Genomic DNA, 15,205 nt, shown 5'->3' on the forward strand with positions numbered 1-15,205 from the left:
TTATTGATTTATCTGTTAATATATACCCAAGCACTTTTTGTCTTTGCTCCACCTTCGTAAACTACTGTATAGAAATAAGTACCTACTGGTAATTCATCACCATCATTAGTTTGTCCAACCCATTCATCGGTGTAATTATTTTTTGAATATACTAGCGTTCCGTTTCTATTAAATATTTCAAGTTTAGTAACACCAAAGCTACTTAAGTCAAAAGTATCATTCTGACCTATTGAAACACCTGGCGAAATACCTTCTGGGAATATACATGTTTCAGCTTCTTCAACAGTTTTAGTAATTGTATTAGAACAACCACTCTCATTAAATGTTATTGTAGCTGAATATTCACCGGCTACTACAACATTAGTTAAGGTTAAACCACTACCATTAAAATCAATACCATCTAGAGTCCAACTTACAGTTACATCAGCATCTGTAAAATTAGTAGGTGTAATGCCTATTGTTTTAGTTGCTGTTGATGGTGGAGGACAAACGATGTAGTCATACTGAAGATCAAAAGTAGCCAATGGTACTAAGTTAATTACTAAAGCAAATGACGTCGTTTCGTAACAACCTGTTGATGGATCTAGTGCTCTTACATAGATAGTTTCATCTCCACTAGAGTATGAATTAGGTAATGCACCTGTTCCTGCCTCTGCATCATCAAGTGATGTGTGATATGAAATAATCATGTTTGGATCTGCAGTAACATCACCATTTATTGAGACTAAATCAAATACGGTTTCACCATCTACAACACCATCTAAATCATCACAGACAACAAAATCGTCAGGCTGATTAATAACTGGTCTTGCATTTACAATTAATTCTACTTGAGATAATTCTCTACATCCAATAAATCCATTGTTATATGCAGCAGTATCTTCTATTCTCATAATTAGTGTTTCTCCAACTGAGGTATATGGTGATGCTACAGCGTCAATCAATTGGTTAGCATTGGCAGTACTTGTATAGTAAGTTATTGTAAAGCCATCTAGTGCGAGAGATGTTGATAGAGCGTCTAAATCAAATTGTTCTGATCCATCTGCTTCTGGTCCATCACATGCTGTAATGGTTTGTGGAGCTAATGATTCTGGATCCTTATAAAGATTTGCAATAACAACTTGAGATAGTGCATTAGCATTACACTGTGAATCGAACGCCTGTACTTGGTAGCTACCTGATTCAGTAACAACAAGAGAGGTTAAGTTTTCACCTGGTATTACAGTTCCATCTTTTGTCCATACAAAATCATCTGCAAATGGTGAGTACGTTTCTAGAGTTATAGATTCGAAACCACAAACTGATACTTCATCCGTTTCATCTGGATCATTAGTAGGATCAATAGGGACTTCGTTACTAACAATAGAGGCATTAATATCTGCTATTGTACTACCAGAGCCAGGTTGACCAACATTTGTTTGTCTCACTTGAATAACACCAGCGCCTTCTGCATAATTAGTAATTAGTAAAAGGTATATTTCACCCTGAACGGCACCTGTAAGTGTTACATCTTCTACTGGAGCTGCAGAATAACTACAATCTACTTCTGATGATAAATCACATAAACTATCACCTGGTGCAAATGGGCCCCAAAGAATAAAATCAACATCTAGCTCATCTCCAATCGGATTGTCATTCTCGTCAAAAGCAGTATTTTGAACCATTTGAATGAAAAGATCACCAGAGGTTCCAACTTCTAAAACACTGTAAGTAGGATTAGGTGTTGTAAATAGACATTCAATTTGGCCAGCTCCATCGTTTTGATTTATAGTGTTGTAAGTATATAATATATCACTTGCGTCACTACCACTACAATAATTGTCTGCTAAGTCACACGCTAAATTTACTGGTGCAACATAAGGTGTAATACATAAATCAAATGTGGTGTCTTCGTTTGAAGTACCAAAAGAGAATACTCTAATATAGTACGTGTTTCCTATCGTAAGTTGCGGTGTAGCAGTAGATAATTCAGCATTAAAAAAGCCAGCTTCAGCACAAGCTATTTCAACTAAGTTGTCACAAGAACCTTCATAAAGCGCATGCCCTAAGTTTGTATCACTTCCTGCAATATTTGCTAAAGCAATTAATTGAGATTCACTTTGTGCTTCAAATTGAAACCAAACATCATCGTCAGCAGATCCACCACATGACGGGTCTGGAATATCAGACGTAGTTGCCGCTAATATTGTCCCTGAGGTTCTAACTGCGCAGAGTATGTCGTCATTAACAACTGCTACTGTAGCGTTACATGGATTATCATTGACTGGAGGACAACCTACAACCACATAATTATTACTACTAATTGTACAATTGTTATCTTGTTCGTTAGTGATAAATATTTTTACCTCAGTACCAAAATCAAATGGACCTATTGGATAGATACCAGCATCAAACGCCTGAGTTGTGTCAGTATTAAAATTATTCGAAATTTCTAAAGATGTTGCATCACCTACATCGGTAATATTAACATCAATAGAAAATGTGTCGGTAGTACAGTCTGTTACTACTGTATATTCTGCTTCTGCTAGTGTACAATTTAATTCTTGGACATTAAGCGTAAAATCTAAGGTAACACCCCAAGTGCCATTATAACAAGGATTTGGAGTTGCTTGAGCAAAGTCTGTTGAGACTATGCGCATTCTATGATCACCTAATGGAGCCGTAACAGGCATAAGAAATGAGGCATCTTGTGTATGAGGGTTGCCACCACCAGATGATACACCTTGGTATACAATCTCAGTAGCATCAAATACTAAATCATCGTTAAAATCAACCCACATAATAGTATTGTATGTTGCGCTATGTCCAAACTCAATTTCAACATTAGCATCAAGTCCTCTAAAAACATTAACTGCAGGAGATGTATTATTTTCGTAAGTTACATCACCAGGACTAGGGAAATCTGTAATACCAATAGTAACATTATTAACACCATCACCATCATTGGATGTTGGAAAAGATGCACAATAGCCTGTAAAGAATTCGAATGGACCATTAAATGAGCTTAGATCACCAGAACCACATATGGCTTGTACATAATACTCATAACTAGTATCTGATGTTAAACCTTCTAAAATATAAGGGTTTGAAGCAACATCGTTTATAAGTGTACCGTCACCTAAAGCAAAACCAGCTTCACCATATTGTATGTTCCATGTTGTAGCAGTTCCATTTTCTGTCCAAGCTAATTCAGTAGAAGTTAGACTTAGGTTTGTACCTAATAAATCTGTAGGTTCAGGACAGGTTGGAATACCTCTTACTCTAAAGTTATCTACAAATACATCATTGTCTTCACTATCAGAAACAGTTCCGCTAGTAGCGTAGAATGCAAACTGTACTATTTGACCACCATATGTTGTTAAGTCTATTACAGGGTGTACGCCCGTAATTGGTAGTGCAGATGTATTATCATAAGTAATTAAAGCCGTCCATGTTAGGCCATTATCAGTAGACATTAAAAATTGTACAACATCATCAGAACCTAAAACACCTGGTTGTGTAGAACTAGCGAAATCCATAATTCCAAAATCAAATTCTACTTGAAAAGGACCACCAGTTAAATCAAATTGCGGTGATAATATCCATTCATTTAAAGGATCACCAAAAAATGGAGTGTAAAGATTTAACTTATATGCGCCTGTGGTACCGTTATTAAGAAATCCATCAGAAGTCCAAGAGCTCGCTCCTAAATCTGTAGGTCCAGTGGTTGGATTACCATTATCAGCCTCATTCCAACATTCTGGAATAGCGGTAAAAGTAACATCTGCGAAGTTTTGAATATAATCTGGGGTTATTACGTCACATAATGTAGTAAACGTAAAAGGTCCAGTCCATGCACTTAGGTCACCTGCACCACAATCGGCTTGAACGTAGTAGTCATAACTTGTTAATCCAGTTAATCCTGTAGCATTATAGGGGTTAGAAATACCAGTATCTGTTGCTAATCCTGTTGGTTCAGTGCCATTTGTTACAATTTCAATATTCCATTGTGGTACTGTTCCTACTTGAGACCAACTAAGTTCTGCGCTATTTGCACCAATTCCATTTGCTGCTAATGCAGTAGGTGGAATACAACTTGGAGCAGGTGTTACGTTAATACTCATATCTGCGGTAACACCCCAGATTCCTGAATAACACGGGTTAGGAGGTGCTTGAGCGCCATAAGAACTAGTCATTCTCATATTATAAACTCCTAAAGGTACATCTGGCATTACAAATGATGCATCTAATGTTGTAGGATTTCCTACTGGTGCTTGTCCTGAAAAAACGAGTTCAGTCGCATCATATACTAAATCTTCATTAAAATCAATCCAAACATAAGCATAGTATGCATAACCAGTAACAAATGTAATTTGCATATTAGTATTTATACTAGAGGCTAAATCAACAGTTGTTGCTGTAAAGTCTTCATTATTAAGATCTCCTCCTGAGATTAAGGTCTCTTCTCCTAATACTATTTGTGAGATACCACTACCCTCTAGGGCTGTCGGTAAAGATTCACAATAACCAGTAAAAAAAGTAAATGGTCCTACCCATTCGCTAACACCATCAACCGTACCACAATCAGATTGGTAATAAACAAAATATGATGTAGATTCTGTTAAACCTGTAATTGAAGTTGCAGGTGTACCAGTAGCTGTATCTGTTCCTGATGCTTCACCATTTCCAGGTGTAAAATCAGTAGTATTATATTCTAAATTCCATGCTGTTTCTGCGTCTCCTGCATTCCAGATTAAATCTACAGTCGTAGTTGTTAACGTCGTCGTAGCCATTTCTGATGGCTCAAAACAAGTTGGGCTTTCATATATAGTTAGAACAATATTAGACCAGTTAGCATCAGAATCTGGATAACTCTGACTTATTTCAATGTCTAAAAAACCATTTGAAGTAGGGTCATATGAACCAGGAAGAAGACCTGAAAATGTAATCTCGGTATCTAGCCCGGCTGCGCCATAAGTGGTTGGTGGCTCAATCATTGTAATAGACCCTGAAGCTGTTGTAATTACGAGACCTGCTTCGGAAGACCAAGGTCCTCCACCGCCTGCAGTCCAATCTGCAGTTAACAGAAACGAATAATACGATCCCGAAGATGAGGCTGGTACGCCAGCTACATTGGCTGCGTTATTCAGGTTAAAAGTCATTGGTGATAAGTTTTCCACATTTGTGGTGCCTGTAAGTGCGGGGAAATCATATTGTGCACTAGCCGTCAGGAAGAAACTTAGCATGATTAAAAATAGAGTAATTTTTTTCATTATTAATCGGTTTGTTAAATGGTTTATTGTCTTTGTAATCATCTGATTACAAAGATATTTGTTTGTTTGGCAAAAAAAAAGAGTTGCAAATCGTATAGATACCGTTGGTTAGACGATTTTTCTATCCGAACCCGAATATATAAAAAATGACTATTAACATGTTGTTAACATTGCTAAAATAGATTAACTACCGTATTAATCGATAAATGGGTTGGCTATTTTTTATGAAGGCTTCAATTCGATAAAAACAGGGAAATGATCGCTGTAACCTCCCTTATATTTTTTGCCTACAAAGGTTCTAAATGGCTGACCTTTGTATTTTCCATCAAATTGAGTAAGAAATTTGCTATTAAAAACTTTAGCATCGCTGTATACTAAGTTAGAATTGTAAGTATCAAAAAAGTTAGTAGAGACTAAAATTTGGTCAAACAAGTTCCATTGAAAATTATGACTTAGACTTCCGTTATCTCGAGACCAAACGGTTTTAAATGGATTAAAGAGATCACTTTCTTCTTCAAGTAATAACAAACTATTACAATTAGGATTATCATTAAAGTCACCCATTACAATAATTTTAGCGTTTAAGTTTTCCTTTTTAAGCTTCTTAATTACAGAATTCACAACATCTGCCGAGGCCATGCGTTTAAATTCAGTTTCTCGTACACCTTCTCTACGAGATGACCAGTGATTAACGATTACATTAATAGATTCATTATTTAGTTCTCCTTGTACCAAAAGAATATCTCTAGTATAATCTTGCTCTCCTTTTTCATTTTGTAGATACACAGAAAAGGTTTCAGAATGTCTTACTTTAAATATATCCGGTTTATATAGTAATGCGACATCTATGCCTCTTTCATCTAAAGAATCAAAGTGAATGAATTTATAGTTTTCATCTATGAGATTCTTACTATTTACTAAATCTGAGAGGACGTTTTGATTTTCAACTTCGGCTAAACCAATTATTACTGGTGCAATTTTACTATCTTCATTACCTATTTTGGGAATTACCGTTCCCAATTTCATTAATTTATTTTGATAGCGCTTTAAAGTCCAGCGTTTTTGAGAGGTTGGTAAAAAATCCCTATCATTTGTTAAAGGGGCTTTTTTTATATCGAATAAATTTTCGATATTATAAAATGCAATTGTGTAAGCGTCAATATTATTATTCATAGGATTAAATATAGGTTTTTAAAATATTAATAGGACTAATCCATTTGCTTAACTTTGTACTTTAATATATTATGATAGAAAAGAAAGATATAGATTTAGAAAAAGTAGTACTCATTGGTGTTGTTACCCAAAATCAAGATGAAGAGAAGTCACAAGAGTACTTAGATGAGTTAGAGTTTTTAACCTATACAGCAGGTGGAGAGGTTATAAAAAGATATACTCAAAAAATGGCGCTACCGAATCCTAAAACTTTTATTGGTACAGGGAAAATGGAGGAGGTTGCTAATTTTGTACAAGAAAATGACATTGGTACAGTAATCTTTGATGATGAATTAACTCCAGCTCAAGAACGAAATATTAGTAAGATTCTAAACTGTAAGATTCTCGATAGAACGAACTTAATCTTAGATATTTTTGCGCAACGTGCACAAACGAGCTATGCCAGAACGCAAGTAGAATTAGCGCAATGTGAATATTTACTCCCACGATTAAAAGGAATGTGGACTCACCTCGAGCGTCAAAAAGGTGGTATTGGAATGCGTGGTCCTGGTGAAACTGAGATTGAAACGGATAGACGTATTGTTAGAGATAAGATAGCTTTATTAAAAGCCAAGATAAAAACGATAGACAAGCAGCAAGCTGTGCAACGCGGTAATCGTGGAAAAATGGTACGCGTAGCTCTAGTAGGTTATACCAATGTTGGGAAATCTACATTAATGAATGTCATTAGTAAGAGTGATGTATTTGCAGAAAATAAATTATTTGCTACGTTAGATACTACGGTTAGGAAAGTAGTGATTGGTAATTTACCTTTTTTGGTAAGTGATACTGTTGGGTTTATTAGAAAACTGCCAACGCAATTAGTAGAATCGTTTAAGAGTACTTTAGATGAAGTTAGAGAGGCTGATTTATTACTTCATATTGTAGATATATCTCATGCTAATTTTGAAGAACATATTGAATCTGTTAATCAAATTTTAGACGAAATAGAAAGCAAAGACAAGCCAACAATTATGGTTTTTAATAAGATTGATGCTTATGAAGCGGAACCGTTTGATGAAGAAGATTTAATAGAAGTTCGTACAGAAGCCAATTATACTATTGAAGAATGGAAAAAAACCTGGATGAATAGAGTTGGTGACAACGCTTTGTTTATTTCGGCATTGAATAAGGAGAATATGGAAGAGTTTAGAAAACGTGTTTATAAAGAAGTGCGAGAAATCCATGTGACGCGTTTTCCATACAATCATTTCCTATATCCCGACGTTGAAGATATAGAATAAAAAGTTCTTTTATATGAAAGCTTCCCAATCACGCTTTACAACTTCGATTAAAAAGATATTAAAAAACAAATGGATAAAATGGCTCGTTATTCTCATAGCAGCCATTTTGTTGTTTCTATTTGGTCTATATATTAGTATATATGTTGGCTTATTCGGAAAAGTCCCAACGATAGAAGATATCAGTTCTATTAAGCAAGAGCAAGCCACACAACTTTTAGACAAAGACGAAAAATTAATAGGTAAGTATTATATCTATGACAGACAGCCTGTAACTTTCGAAGATTTACCCAAACATCTTATTGACGCTTTAGTCGCCACAGAAGATTCACGGTTTTATGAGCATAACGGTATAGACAACATTAGTTTAATGCGCGTGTTTGTTAAGAATTTAATCCTTCAAGATAAATCTGCAGGTGGTGGAAGTACGATAACCCTTCAATTGGCGAAAAATCTATATGGACGGAAGAATTATGCGTTTTTCAGTATGCTGATTACTAAGTTTAAAGAGTCTATAGTTGCACAACGTATAGAAGAAGTGTATTCTAAAGACGAAATTTTAACCTTGTATCTCAACACAGTTCCTTTTTCGGATAATACCTATGGTATAGAAAGTGCGTCCATTAAATTCTTTAATAAGTCGGTACAAGATATTTCTATTATTGAAGCCGCAGCTTTGGTGGGTACATTAAAAGCCAATACGTATTACAATCCAAGAGTCCATTTAGAGCGTAGTAAAGATCGAAGAAATGTAGTTTTAAATCAGATGAAAAACTATGGTTACCTTTCTGAAGATTCGTTAGAGTTTTACTCAAACCAAGATTTAAAATTAGAGTACCGCTCTTTTAATCACGATTTAGGTTTAGCTCCTTATTTTAGAGCTGAAGTAAAGAAACAACTAGAGTCTATTTTAGACACCTTAAAAAATTCTGAAGGAGAAAACTATGATCTCTATAAAGATGGTCTTATTGTACATACTACTTTAGATTACAAAATGCAAGAACTAGCGGAAGCCGCCATGAAGGAACATATGAGCAAGCTTCAAGCAGATTTTGAAACATCGTATGGTAATAATTCGCCTTGGGAAACAAATTCTAAACTATTAGAACGTGCGATTTCTAAATTAGACCAAGTCAAAAAATATAAAGACCAAGGGCTATCAGAAAAGCAAATTAAAGATTCTTTAAATATTAAACGACCTACAGATGTATTCAGTTGGAAAGGAGATACCATTAAAAATATATCTACTATAGATAGTTTAAAGCATTATCTTAAATTTTTAAACACAGGAATGTTGTCTGTTGAGCCAACCACAGGAGCAGTAAGAGCTTATGTTGGTGGTATTGATTATCGTTATTTTAAATACGATCATATTTCGCAAAGTCAACGCCAAGTCGGATCTACCTTTAAACCCTTTGTATATACTGCTGCTATTGATAATGATTTAAATCCGTGTACTTATTTTTCTTTAAATAAAGTAACGTATACCAATTATGATGATTGGACACCAACGAATTCAGGAAGCGAAGAAGAAGACATTTATATCAATTACAATTTAGAAAACGCTTTAAGTAATTCTGTAAACACCATTTCTGTTAAGGTTTTGGAAACAGTTGGTATTCCGAAGGTATTAGAGCAAGTTGAAAAGTTAGGAATTTCAAAAAAACTACCCAATGAGCCTTCGTTAGCATTAGGAGTTGCCGAAATTAGTTTGAAGGATTTAACAGGTGCTTACGCTAGTTATTTAAATAAAAGCAAAGCTGTAACCCCTTATTATATTACTAAAATTGAAGATAAATCTGGAAATATCATAGCTACATTTGAACCCGAAATTTTTAAAGAACAAGCGTATAGTGATTATACGAGGCAAGTGCTTTTAGAGATGATGAAATCTACAGTTAACAACGGAACTGCATCACGATTGCGAAGTACTTACGGATTAAAAAATGACATTGCAGGTAAAACAGGAACCACGCAAAACAATAAGGACGGATGGTTTGTTGGCTTAACACCTAATTTGGTAACTATAACTTGGGTTGGTAATGACAATCACAGCATCGGATTTAAATCTACAGGTATGGGACAAGGTTCTAATTCAGCCTTACCGATTTTTGCAAAGTTTTATCAGAAGTTGAATAAAGACAGTGATTACAAATCAATAACGGGGGCTCAGTTTGAAAAACCCTCTGAACAAGTTTTAAGTGATCTAGACTGTGAGCCTACAAAACGAGATGGTTTTATTAAGCGATTGTTTAAGAAAAAAGAGAAAAAGAAAAAGTTTAATTAGAGTGATATAATTGTATAAAAAAACCTGTCTAAATTTAATCTAGACAGGTTTCTCATTTTAAAAATGTTGTTGTTGTTAGAAAGCGTAGCTTAAACCAACGGTATAGTATGATTGTATTTTGTTGTCTACAGAATCAAAAGTTTCAGTAGCATTACCTAAAGTATTAACCGAGTAATCTAAAGCTTCTTGCTTATTACTACGTAAGCCAAAATCGAAACCAACACCAATCATTTTCCATAATTTGTAGCTAAATGAGTTGGTCCAAGTAAAGTTAGATAAATCAGAAGATTCATAACTTTGGAATGCAGAAAGATTCGTTTTAAAGCTTATAGCACCAATTTGTCGTGTATAATCTGCTACAATTTTTGCACCTAAAGAAGATTCAAAAATAGTGCTATCATCAGCAAATACAAAGTTGTAGTTTAAAGGGTGAACCACTACGATTAAGTTTTCAAGAGGTGTCCAAGTTGCACCAATACCAAGGTCTAAATATCCAGGGTCATTAAAGTTATCTAATACTGTTGTTCTGTATTCACCTAAAGCAGATATAGCAATTTTTTCACTTAATTTATACCCATAAAGCGAAGAAATATTAAAAACATCTGTAGTGGACTCGAAGGAATCGCTGTCAGTGGGATCATCTTTATCATCTAATTTTACCCATGCAAAATTTGTAGTTAAAGAGTTTCTCCAAAAATATTTGTCTTCAATTTTATTAGCAAATGCATTAAATGAAATACCAATATTACCAGAACTGTTATTTGGTGTTCCTTGAGAATACCAATCGTTAAAGTTAGATAGGCTACCACCAATAGTACCAAAAGCACCTATTCTCCAACCTGGTAAAGCATCAATTTGTTTCTGTATAGCATTCGCTTCACCTTGAAACTTGTTTGCTTCTGCTTGTTTTTCAGCTTTTTGAGCCTGTAATTCTTCCTTAGTTTGAGAAAAACCAAAAGTAACAGATAGCATTAAAATAGCTATTAATAATAGTTTTTTGTTCATAATCAATTGTGTTAAATTTTTAAGTTGCAAATATAAGTATTAAATGATTTCTGTTTATAGTTACGAAATCACTTTTTAGACCCTATAATCACCAAAAAGTCACACTTTTGTGTTATTATTTTCTTTTAAAGAGCGGAACAGAAGAACAAGCCTCACCAAACATAATAGACCTTGCTATAGGTTTTAATTTTTGCGATAGTAATATTAAGGCATTTGAAGGTACAGGCTTATGAGAACATCCTTTTATAATAACTGGTAAACCTTCATATATTGAAACATCTAATTTCGAAATAATGTCAGCATATAAAATAGATTCTAAATCATTTAAAGATCCTATCATAGCCAATTTAGCATAATCTTGAAGTTCAATAGCAATAAGCATATAAGCCCAGTCTGGCACAATAGCATCAGTTGAGCAATGCAATGCCATATAACAATCTTGGTACTGCGACCAATTGTGGTCTGCAACATAAGCTCTAAACTCTTTTTCTCGGAGTACAAAGCCTTCCAATAACCAATCTGTAATATCAAAAAGAACACGCTCACCTTTTGGGTAATAGTCTTCTAAATCTATAACTTTTAGTTTGCTATTTGCAATTCTATTTATAATTTCTTCTGCCATAGTGTAAAGGTAATTGTTTTACTGATAGCCCTCAGCTTGTAATGTGAACAATTCAGCATACAAAGCTTGGTTTTTTATGAGCTCTTCGTGTGTGCCTATTTCTAATGCTTTTCCATGTTCTAAAACTAAAATTCTATCTGCTTGCCGAACCGTACTAAATCTGTGCGAAATAATAATACTGGTCTTGCCCTCTGTTAGACCTATAAATCGCTCAAATACTTCGCTTTCTGCTCTGGCATCTAAGGCTGATGTTGGTTCATCTAAAATCATCACTTCAGCATTTTTCATGTAGGCTCTTGCCAAAGCTACTTTTTGCCATTGCCCACCAGATAATTCTTGTCCGTTAGCAAAACGTTTTCCCAATTGTTGATTGTAGCCATGTTTTAATTCGGAGACAACCTCGTTGGCTAAACTTAATTCAGCGGCATTTTCAATTTTATTTTGGTTGTCTAGTTCATTAATATTTCCAATAGCTATATTTTCTTTCACGGTAAATTCATATCTAAAGAAATCCTGAAAAATAACTCCGAAATATTCTTGATATTCCGCCATATTAAAACGGTTAATATTAATGCCATCTAATAGTATTTCGCCAGAAGTGGGCTCATAAAAACGTAAGAGCAATTTTATTAAAGTGGTTTTTCCGGCTCCATTTTGCCCTACGAATGCTAGTTTTTCACCTGCCTTAAGATTAAATGTAATGCCTTTTAAAATTTCTAGTTCAGAATTTGGATAGGCAAAACGAACGTCTTTAATCTCAAAACCTTTAGTGATTTTCTTCGGTAGCGGAATGTCTTCTTTTACTTTTGAAACAATGGAAATATCTATAAAATCGAAATAATCCTTTAGGTATAAAGCACTTTCAGAAATACGTGTGAACTTTGAAAAGAAATCTTGAAGGTTTCGCATTAAGCGGTTAAACGAACCTGATAAAAAAGTTAATTCACCAAGAGTAATCGATCCAGAAAGCACGCGATAAATAATAAACACATAAGCGCCATAATAACTCATGGAGCCTAAAACATTAAATAAAAATCCTAATGCAGAACGCTTTATAGCTAATTTTTTATTGAGTTGATAATATTCTTCGGATAGATTTTTAAAACGATTTACCACAAAATCTGTTAAACCAAAAAGCTTAATTTCTTTTGCTGTTTTATCGTTTGCTCCTATAAATCTTAAATAATCTAACTCGCGTCGTTCTGAAGTCCAGCTTCTTGCTAAAGAATATTGTTGCTGACTAAAGCGAACTTCGTTTATAAATGAAGGAATAATACTTAGTACCAACAGAATAATTAAATAAGGCTCAAAGTAAATTAAACCAGCTACAAGTGTTGCAATAGAAATAGCGCTTTGTGCTTGTCCAAGAACATTAGACATTAAGCCAACACGACCATTGGTTTGTGTTCTGGCACGTTCTAGTTTATCATAAAACTCGGAATCTTCTAATAAACTAATATTAATCTGATTGGTTTTTTTAATGATAGTTATCGATGTAGTAATACTATATTCATCGCCAAGCAAACCATCGGTTAAAGAAATGGCTCTACTTATTAAATCAGAAAGAATAATTAAAGCAAACTCAACAGCAACATACGTCCAAAGTGAATTATAGTCAGGTACATCTAATGAAATTTGTAATATAATTTCATCTATAATTAGTTTCCCAATCCATAAAATGACAACAGGAAGTAAGGCACCAATGAGTCTACAGAATGCAGATAATATGAAAAGACTTTTGTTAACTCTCCAAATTTCTTTAAAAAATCTAGGGATATAAACTAAAGCATTAAATGATGATTTAATACTGGTTTTTTTATCGTCTTTTAAAGAGTTTGGACTGCGTCTTGGCATGTATTCCTTTTAATTAAAGCATCCCAAGCTCTAACTTAGCTTCTTCGCTCATAAGTTCTTGTGACCAAGGTGGATCGAAAGTAATCTCTACTTCAGCATCTTTAACTTCATTAATGGACTTCACTTTTTCTTCAACCTCTAAAGGTAAAGTTTCAGCTACCGGACAATTTGGTGTTGTTAATGTCATTAAGATTTTAACCTCAAAATCTTCGTTTACAAAAACGTCATAGATTAATCCTAGTTCGTAGATGTCAACTGGGATTTCTGGATCGTAAATAGTTTTTATAACTCTTAGGATTTTTTCTCCTAATGCTGCTGTATCTATAGTTGGTTTGCTCATGTCTTTGAATTTGTGCGTTTATAATTTTAATTGTTCTGGGTTAGTTTTTAACTTTTAAACAAAAAAGATAAACTAGTTTAATTGTGTTTGGTATGCAATAGCATACAATTTTAATTGTTTTATCATACTAACCAAGCCGTTTGCTCTAGTAGGTGATAAGTGTTCTTTTAGTCCGATTTTATCAATAAAATCGGTGTTAGCTTCAAGAATGTCTTTTGGATGCTGATTAGAAAATACTCTAATTAATATCGCTATAATACCTTTAGTTATAATGGCATCGCTATCTGCAGTAAAGTTCACTTTGTCATCTTCCATATTGGCGTGAACCCAAACTTTACTCTGGCAACCTTTTATAATATTATCTTCAGTCTTATATTTTTCGTCTATTATTGGTAAGTCCTTACCTAAATCTATCATGTATTGGTAGCGTTCCTCCCAATCTTCAAACATAGCGAACTCATCAATAATTTCGTTTTGTACGTCTTCAATAGTCATAGTCTCATCCTTTTGTGCAAAATTACAAAATCGCTACTGTTTTACGGTGTTTTCTTTAATGGATAACACTTTATTAACTAAAGCTTCAATGGCTTTTGGAGGATTGCCATGGTCAAATGTCGGAGTCATATATTCAATATCACCTATTTGTAACGCTAAAGTGGCGTGTGCAGCTCCATCATGCTGGTGATTTTGAGAAGGTGGTGTTAGTTTTAATAGGCCTTCTAAATCTGTAGCATCTATTAAACTTTTAAGTTCATTCCACTGAGTAGCGTCAATGTTATAATTTTTAATGTTTTGAAGACTTCGATCTTCGGAAATAGCGATTTTATTTTTCGAAATAAGAATGAAATTAAAAAAACCTCTTGTTGAAGTTTGATATTTAACAGCCGTTATATAATTATCGTTAATCTCATCACTTTTTTTAGTTGTCTGAGCAGTACGGGTCGCTGTAATTAAAATCTTATCGTTTGCTAGAAGTGAAATCCCACCATTAGCATCTACGGAAAACGAATCTACTAAACTCAAAGATTTTAAAAAATACGCTTCAATGGCCATAATGTTTTTAGAACATAATTTTTTAGTCGCTCCAATATCTCCAAATGTAATAGTATTATTTTCTGTTGAATAATTCCCGAAGAAACTATTGCAGCCGGCTGTTCCATTGACTTTATTTGAAGTTTCATCAAAAGTTATTTCGAGTTTGTTTAAAGTAATATCATTACCTTCTAATTGCGTTATATAATACGTTCCTGAAAGATGTTCTTGCATGGTTTTGCTGTTTTCAACAACGTCTGTATTCGATTTACATGAGCTTACAGTGATTAAAAGCGCGACTAAACTGAGTATAAATTTCATCATTTATAGTTTTTAAATAGGTAAATACACTTTTAATGC

At 34.1% G+C, this 15,205-nt stretch carries 10 protein-coding genes; 2 read left to right on the plus strand and 8 right to left on the minus strand.

What is annotated here, in order from left to right:
- Positions 1-8: 8 nt before the first annotated feature.
- Together ADIWIN_RS12475 and ADIWIN_RS12480 are read right to left on the minus strand one after the other, a co-directional pair.
- Positions 9-5,252, minus strand: coding sequence for an FIDD domain-containing protein (locus ADIWIN_RS12475; protein ID WP_161624674.1), 5,244 nt, complete (start codon positions 5,250-5,252; stop codon positions 9-11).
- Positions 5,253-5,474: 222 nt separating this feature from the next.
- A complete protein-coding gene (locus ADIWIN_RS12480) occupies positions 5,475-6,425 on the minus strand; it encodes an endonuclease/exonuclease/phosphatase family protein (protein ID WP_020897546.1) in 951 nt (316 codons plus the stop codon).
- Between the two features lie 71 nt (positions 6,426-6,496).
- Here ADIWIN_RS12480 and hflX point away from each other — a divergent pair, with 71 nt between their 5' ends.
- Positions 6,497-7,708: a GTPase HflX gene (gene hflX, locus ADIWIN_RS12485; RefSeq protein ID WP_020897547.1), complete on the plus strand. Its 1,212-nt coding sequence runs from the start codon at positions 6,497-6,499 to the stop codon at positions 7,706-7,708.
- A gap of 13 nt (positions 7,709-7,721) precedes the next feature.
- Positions 7,722-9,992, plus strand: coding sequence for a transglycosylase domain-containing protein (locus ADIWIN_RS12490; protein WP_020897548.1), 2,271 nt, complete (start codon positions 7,722-7,724; stop codon positions 9,990-9,992).
- Positions 9,993-10,067: 75 nt separating this feature from the next.
- On the opposite strand, the gene ADIWIN_RS12495 is transcribed toward ADIWIN_RS12490, so the two are convergent.
- From ADIWIN_RS12495 to ADIWIN_RS19675, 6 genes are all read right to left on the minus strand, one after another.
- Entirely contained in the window at positions 10,068-10,997 is a 930-nt protein-coding gene (locus ADIWIN_RS12495) for a DUF3078 domain-containing protein (protein ID WP_020897549.1), read from the minus strand.
- 115 nt (positions 10,998-11,112) lie between these two features.
- Positions 11,113-11,619, minus strand: a complete 507-nt coding sequence (locus ADIWIN_RS12500) for a DUF2480 family protein (RefSeq protein WP_020897550.1) — start codon at positions 11,617-11,619, stop codon at positions 11,113-11,115.
- A gap of 18 nt (positions 11,620-11,637) precedes the next feature.
- Entirely contained in the window at positions 11,638-13,473 is a 1,836-nt protein-coding gene (locus ADIWIN_RS12505) for an ABC transporter ATP-binding protein (protein WP_020897551.1), read from the minus strand.
- Between the two features lie 13 nt (positions 13,474-13,486).
- Entirely contained in the window at positions 13,487-13,813 is a 327-nt protein-coding gene (locus tag ADIWIN_RS12510) for a DUF59 domain-containing protein (protein ID WP_020897552.1), read from the minus strand.
- A gap of 72 nt (positions 13,814-13,885) precedes the next feature.
- Positions 13,886-14,308: a SufE family protein gene (locus tag ADIWIN_RS12515; RefSeq protein WP_020897553.1), complete on the minus strand. Its 423-nt coding sequence runs from the start codon at positions 14,306-14,308 to the stop codon at positions 13,886-13,888.
- A gap of 33 nt (positions 14,309-14,341) precedes the next feature.
- Positions 14,342-15,166, minus strand: a complete 825-nt coding sequence (locus tag ADIWIN_RS19675; RefSeq protein ID WP_051155460.1) for an META domain-containing protein — start codon at positions 15,164-15,166, stop codon at positions 14,342-14,344.
- Positions 15,167-15,205: the final 39 nt, after the last annotated feature.

It is taken from the genome of Winogradskyella psychrotolerans RS-3, from assembly GCF_000427335.1.
Lineage (GTDB): Bacteria > Bacteroidota > Bacteroidia > Flavobacteriales > Flavobacteriaceae > Winogradskyella > Winogradskyella psychrotolerans.

Coding starts and splice junctions, on each gene's coding strand:
- ADIWIN_RS12475 (WP_161624674.1), bottom strand. CDS start 5,252: ATGAAAAAAATTACTCTATTTTTAATCATGCTAAGTTTCTTCCTGACG.
- ADIWIN_RS12480 (WP_020897546.1), bottom strand. CDS start 6,425: ATGAATAATAATATTGACGCTTACACAATTGCATTTTATAATATCGAA.
- hflX (WP_020897547.1), top strand. CDS start 6,497: ATGATAGAAAAGAAAGATATAGATTTAGAAAAAGTAGTACTCATTGGT.
- ADIWIN_RS12490 (WP_020897548.1), top strand. CDS start 7,722: ATGAAAGCTTCCCAATCACGCTTTACAACTTCGATTAAAAAGATATTA.
- ADIWIN_RS12495 (WP_020897549.1), bottom strand. CDS start 10,997: ATGAACAAAAAACTATTATTAATAGCTATTTTAATGCTATCTGTTACT.
- ADIWIN_RS12500 (WP_020897550.1), bottom strand. CDS start 11,619: ATGGCAGAAGAAATTATAAATAGAATTGCAAATAGCAAACTAAAAGTT.
- ADIWIN_RS12505 (WP_020897551.1), bottom strand. CDS start 13,473: ATGCCAAGACGCAGTCCAAACTCTTTAAAAGACGATAAAAAAACCAGT.
- ADIWIN_RS12510 (WP_020897552.1), bottom strand. CDS start 13,813: ATGAGCAAACCAACTATAGATACAGCAGCATTAGGAGAAAAAATCCTA.
- ADIWIN_RS12515 (WP_020897553.1), bottom strand. CDS start 14,308: ATGACTATTGAAGACGTACAAAACGAAATTATTGATGAGTTCGCTATG.
- ADIWIN_RS19675 (WP_051155460.1), bottom strand. CDS start 15,166: ATGAAATTTATACTCAGTTTAGTCGCGCTTTTAATCACTGTAAGCTCA.